The 3,754-nt window shown below is 54.9% G+C and carries 5 protein-coding genes; 3 read left to right on the top strand and 2 right to left on the bottom strand.

Annotation, left to right across the window (positions count from 1 at the left end; translation table 11 throughout):
* Positions 1-277 (top strand): hypothetical protein (locus ACREC7_RS16015; protein WP_431556687.1); only part of this gene is annotated, 277 nt, incomplete at its 5' end.
* Between the two features lie 56 nt (positions 278-333).
* Here ACREC7_RS16015 and ACREC7_RS16010 read toward each other — a convergent pair.
* Positions 334-1,713, bottom strand: coding sequence for an IS701 family transposase (locus ACREC7_RS16010; RefSeq protein WP_431556686.1), 1,380 nt, complete (start codon positions 1,711-1,713; stop codon positions 334-336).
* Between the two features lie 460 nt (positions 1,714-2,173).
* Entirely contained in the window at positions 2,174-2,302 is a 129-nt protein-coding gene (locus tag ACREC7_RS16005; RefSeq protein WP_431556685.1) for a hypothetical protein, read from the bottom strand.
* A gap of 238 nt (positions 2,303-2,540) precedes the next feature.
* Here ACREC7_RS16005 and ACREC7_RS16000 point away from each other — a divergent pair, with 238 nt between their 5' ends.
* Complete coding sequence (locus ACREC7_RS16000) at positions 2,541-3,314, top strand: VOC family protein (protein WP_431556684.1); 774 nt, start codon at positions 2,541-2,543, stop codon at positions 3,312-3,314.
* A gap of 110 nt (positions 3,315-3,424) precedes the next feature.
* On the top strand, positions 3,425-3,754 hold a 330-nt coding region (locus tag ACREC7_RS15995; protein ID WP_431556683.1), incomplete at its 3' end, for an ABC transporter substrate-binding protein.

Here is a 3,754-nt window from a genome sequence, read left to right as displayed (position 1 = left end):
AGCGACTCGATCGAAAAACGAAAGCGCATTATCAGGCTCGCCGCGCAATAACGCGCGCCGCCCGCTCAAGAAATCGCTCTGGGACTCCAAGGTCGCGCATGCCGCCATGAGCAGAAGCGCGGCCGCCAAACGAAAACACTTCATAAGTCGCTCGCATAGAATAAGCGCAGGCCGGGTAGAACACAAATTAATCATCGGTCTTTTTATGCGATCGTGGTTTTTTTTCCAGGGATGGGGCCAATGGGCGCCGCGAGATATTGTGCCGGCGGCTTTTTAACCCCGGGCAGCTCCTGATTGTCTTGTGACTCTCTAGTACTACTGTGTTACTAACGTTTATTCACGACGTTGCAGAATGGACATCGATCGAGTTGGCTGACGATCTCGCACGCCAGCAGATAGCGCAACGTCGCGATGGAATCGGGCACGTGACGTTGCCTGCGTTGGGCTGCCGCGCGGCGTGTAATCTTGGGGTAGGGTAGCCGTTTTTGATCGAGTGGAGTTTTTTTTAAAACCGCGATGTTTAAGCCGGTCTGCCAACAAGAAGCCGTAGGCGGCAATGCACAAGGTGGCGTGATGATGAAAGCCGCGCCAGCCCCGTCCCTCGTAGTGGCTCAGTCCGAATTCCTGCTTGAGCTCTTGATAGTCCCGTTCAATGCGCCAGCGCATTTTGGCGGTCTTGACCAAATCGACAAGCGGGGTGTCAGCAGGCAACGTCGCCAACCAATACTTGGTCGGTTCTGCTTGATCTACAGGCCATTCGATCAGCAACCCTTGTTCTGCCCGTGGAGCACGCAGCCCCTCCTCGTCCCGATGCGCCGCTCGCACTCGCACCGCGGCGAAACGCGAGGACAATTTCTCGTTGGTTCCCTCACGCCACTGTACCGTGCGCCATTGCTGCGGTGTCAACGTTTTGGCCAACCCCTTTACGCTAAGCGGCGTAGTGTCCGCCACACGTTGCCACCGTGTCTGGGGACGGCCGATTTTGTTTTTGGCCTTTGGCGCCACAGGCCCCGTCCCAGCCGCCCACACGGTGGTGACCGATTGCACCCCCACACAATACTCCAACCCCATTTCATCGAGCGCTTCACGCCACGCCGTTTCATTGCCATAGCCTGCATCCGCCAGCACGATGCCGACCGCAACGCCCGCGGCTTGGGCCGCGCCGATCTGCTCCAGCGCGATTTGGGGCTTGGTTTGAAACTTTACTTCCTTAGGCACACCGGCCTTTTTCCGCCGCCGCTGATCCTTAGCCCATACCTCCGGCAAGTACAGCCGCCAGTCGATCGGTACACTGCCTCGCTCGCTGGCCAACGACAGACTCACCGCCACCTGACAATTGTCCTGCTTACCCAGCTGCCCGCAATACTGCCGCGCCACTCCCACCGAGTGAGTCCCTTTCTTGGGAAACCCGGTATCGTCCACGATCCAATAAAACTGGCTCTTGCGCCCAAGCTTGGCCATCACCCAATCGCGCACGCGCCCCAAAACCGCCACGTCGGACCACTCCGAGTCGGCCACCAAGTGGTGCAACGACTGATGCTTTGCGCTGACGTGCCCCGGATCGATGTGCGCCGCCAGCGGTTCCACGCTCTTACGCTCAATCGGCAGCATCAATCCTCGGCTGTAATCCGAAAACCCCACGTGGCGGTCCTGGTGCCCCAATGCTTCGCATAGATACTTCATGTACCGTTCGTATTCGGCCAGCTTTGCCATGGTCGTTCTCCTCCTCTAATAACAACCATAACATAAAACCATTTTATTTATAACACAGTAGTACTAGAAGGCCGACATACTGTGCTAATGTCCGGGCAACCACACGCCATACCAACTTGGATGGGTCGGATGGGTCTCACCGGTCGGGCCAAGCTGCATCCTTGCACGTACAACACTTTCATCCCACAGGATAGTGTTAGAGGTCGCTTTTTCGGTTCAAAAAATATCTCTAAGCTCTTAAACAATACGTTTCATGCCACCCTGTATTGTCAAATCAAGAACTTACCTTGCTCCGCCCTTCGCAGTCGTGGTGCAGTTCCTATATCAAAGTCTTGTATGGATGCTGATGGGCGCCAGTTATCGCAAGTCTTAGCCACCGTCGGAATAAGGAGAATAGTCGAGATGTAATAGTCAGACGCCGTACGCTTCACACACCGCTGCCACGCCGCCGCCCCCCACCCTAAGGTCGCCTACGAATGGTTTCGGCGATTTTTTGCAGGCCGTAGCCGGCGAGCATGAACCGATCGCGCAAATGTTTGTCGGCGAATCCCGGCGGCGGCGGCGCGATGGCGGAGTCTTCGAGGGGCATGGGCAGGATAGCATTCAGTCCCGGTTTCAGTTGCGCAGTCTAGAACTCCCAAAGCACGGGAGATGATACATAGACTGGAACGCTTGGAACGAAGCGAAGCAGTGGAACGATTGGAACTGGCTGCTCAGATGAGTGTTGAGTATTTCTGGCGATCTATCCTGTATTGGCGGCATTTTCCTTGCTCAACTATCGACAGCCATGCTAAGGCTCGCACATATCATAACCTCGGGGAGGCAAAATGAACGCGATAAGACACATGGCCAATTGCACGAACAACAATCGGCGCCTTGCCAGATTCTACCGATTAATTTTCGGTATGCAGGAAGTTTGGAACGAGGAGCAAAATAGTCCTTACGCCTTTTACGTAACCGACGGCTACTTTAATCTCAACTGTCTACAAATCCACCAGACTATGGCCGAGAAAAAGCGCAACGTCGGGATCAATCATTTCGGGTTTCAGATTGATAACCTCAAAGAAATCGAGAAGAAACTCGGCGAGCTAGACCCGCCTATTCGCTTAGCGCAACGACCCAACGACGGTCGCTACACCGAGGTTCGCATTCAAGATCCGGACGGCAATGGCGTGGATCTCGCGGAAAAAGGATGGGGCACCGGCAATGAGAAAAACCTTCCCGGAGTGAGGTACGTCGGAATCACCACGCAAGATCCCGCCCGCCTGGCCGAATTCTACAAGTTTATTTTCGGCATGAAGGAGATAGGCAGAAATGAAAGCGGAGAAACTGGCGCACCGGAACTGCGACTCTCCGACGGCACGATCAGCCTGGGGCTGATAAAAAGCTTGCCAGCAGCCGGGCTCGGCCTGCATGTGCTGGGATTTCAAGTGCCCGACATCCAGGCCGTTGAAGAGCAACTAAAAAAACCCCTCGCGCTGACCTACAAGAACGAGGCGCCGCTCCAATTGGCGAAGACCGAGGGCGTTGCCAAATCGTCTCACCTCATGGATCCTGACGGAACGTACATAAGCCTTTCTGAACAAGGTTGGGATGCTTAAGGGGATTAAAAGAGTTTCAGCGCTGGCCGAGGGACGTCTGTCCCGCTGGTTTGGCATCAAACAAGCGGGTTTGCGCCCTCCTTTTAGTCTTTTAGTGAAGGAAAATAAATTTGATAAATAGGATTCTGACTCTGCTGATTGCCTGTTGTTCTGCATTGACGCTGTGTCTAACCAGGGCGTCGGCCGAGCCTGCCAAACTGACTGTCGGATATACCGGTGTCGGCCCTACACATTTGCCGATCTTTATCGCTAAGGAAACGGGAATCTTCGCCAGAAACGGACTCGAAGTGGAAGTCGTTCGAGCCCAGGCCGCCGTCTCCACGATGGCTTTGATTTCCGGGAACTTCAATTTTATCCAGGCAGCGGCGCCGGCAGTTGTGCTTAGCAATCTGGGCGGCTCAGGCGCAATTTACGTTGCCGGCGGTTATACAGCCTTGGAT

The organism is Methyloceanibacter sp. (assembly GCF_050728395.1).
In the GTDB taxonomy this organism is placed as follows: Bacteria; Pseudomonadota; Alphaproteobacteria; order Rhizobiales; family Methyloligellaceae; genus Methyloceanibacter.
Note: the sequence above shows the minus strand (reverse complement) of the source record. Positions and strands in the feature narration are given on the sequence as shown.

Excerpts from the sequence above, each read along its gene's own strand:
- ACREC7_RS16010 (WP_431556686.1), bottom strand. The coding sequence starts at position 1,713 with ATGGCAAAGCTGGCCGAATACGAACGGTACATGAAGTATCTATGCGAA.
- ACREC7_RS16005 (WP_431556685.1), bottom strand. The coding sequence starts at position 2,302 with ATGCCCCTCGAAGACTCCGCCATCGCGCCGCCGCCGCCGGGATTCGCC.
- ACREC7_RS16000 (WP_431556684.1), top strand. The coding sequence starts at position 2,541 with ATGAACGCGATAAGACACATGGCCAATTGCACGAACAACAATCGGCGC.